At 53.4% G+C, this 1400-nt stretch carries 1 tRNA gene and 2 rRNA genes (1 of these 3 only partly in view); all 3 read left to right on the top strand.

What is annotated here, in order from left to right:
• A 23S ribosomal RNA gene (locus KVU_RS13810) occupies window positions 1-1081 on the top strand (it extends 1756 nt beyond the left edge of the window).
• Window positions 1082-1159: 78 nt separating this feature from the next.
• Window positions 1160-1274, top strand: a 5S ribosomal RNA gene (gene rrf, locus KVU_RS13815).
• Between the two features lie 48 nt (window positions 1275-1322).
• Window positions 1323-1399: transfer RNA gene (locus KVU_RS13820), tRNA-Met, on the top strand.
• Window position 1400 lies beyond the last annotated feature (1 nt).

The raw sequence follows: 1400 nt of genomic DNA on the forward strand, positions 1-1400 counted from the left end.
GTGCGAAGTCGTAAGACGACGTATACAGTCTGACGCCTGCCCGGTGCTGGAAGGTTAAAAGGAGAGGTGCAAGCCTTGAATTGAAGCCCCAGTAAACGGCGGCCGTAACTATAACGGTCCTAAGGTAGCGAAATTCCTTGTCGGGTAAGTTCCGACCTGCACGAATGGCGTAACGACTTCCCCGCTGTCTCCAACATAGACTCAGCGAAATTGAACTGCCCGTGAAGATGCGGGCTACCCGCGGTTAGACGGAAAGACCCCATGCACCTTTACTCCAGCTTCACATTGGCATCAGGCCAAGCATGTGCAGGATAGGTGGTAGGCATTGAAACAGGGACGCCAGTCCTTGCGGAGCCATCCTTGAGATACCACCCTTGCTTTGCTTGATGTCTAACCGCGGTCCGTTATCCGGATCCGGGACCCTGTGTGGTGGGGAGTTTGACTGGGGCGGTCGCCTCCCAAAGTGTAACGGAGGCGCGCGAAGGTTGGCTCAGACCGGTCGGAAATCGGTCGTCGAGTGCAATGGCATAAGCCAGCCTGACTGCAAGACTGACAAGTCGAGCAGAGACGAAAGTCGGCCATAGTGATCCGGTGGTCCCGAGTGGAAGGGCCATCGCTCAACGAATAAAAGGTACGCTGGGGATAACAGGCTGATGATGCCCAAGAGTCCATATCGACGGCATCGTTTGGCACCTCGATGTCGGCTCATCTCATCCTGGGGCTGGAGCAGGTCCCAAGGGTATGGCTGTTCGCCATTTAAAGAGGTACGTGAGCTGGGTTTAGAACGTCGTGAGACAGTTCGGTCCCTATCTTCCGTGGGTGTAGGATACTTGAGAGGAGTTGCCCCTAGTACGAGAGGACCGGGGTGAACGGACCACTGGTGGACCAGTTATCGTGCCAACGGTAGTGCTGGGTAGCTATGTTCGGACAGGATAAACGCTGAAGGCATCTAAGCGTGAAGCCCCCCTCAAAACAAGGTATCCCTGAGGACCGTGAAAGACCATCACGTCAATAGGCTAGAGATGTAAGTGCAGTAATGCATTCAGTTGACTAGTACTAATCGTCCAATAGGCTTGGTTTGATCCAGAAATAGCTCAACCAAATCAAAAAATCATACAAATCAGTATACTTGACAACAAAAATGATGCTTCTTTCCCGGTCTGGTGGCCATAGTGGCCGTTAAACACCCGATCCCTTCCCGAACTCGGAAGTTAAGGGCGGCTACGCTGATGGTACTGCGACTTAAGTCGTGGGAGAGTAAGTCACCGCCAGACCTGATAAGAAGCATCTTCTCTCTCTCAATACGATCAAAATCCCAACAACGCGGGGTGGAGCAGCCCGGTAGCTCGTCAGGCTCATAACCTGAAGGCCGCAGGTTCAAATCCTGCCCCCGCAACCAA

This window comes from Ketogulonicigenium vulgare WSH-001, assembly GCF_000223375.1.
GTDB classification, from domain to species: domain Bacteria; phylum Pseudomonadota; class Alphaproteobacteria; order Rhodobacterales; family Rhodobacteraceae; genus Ketogulonicigenium; species Ketogulonicigenium vulgare.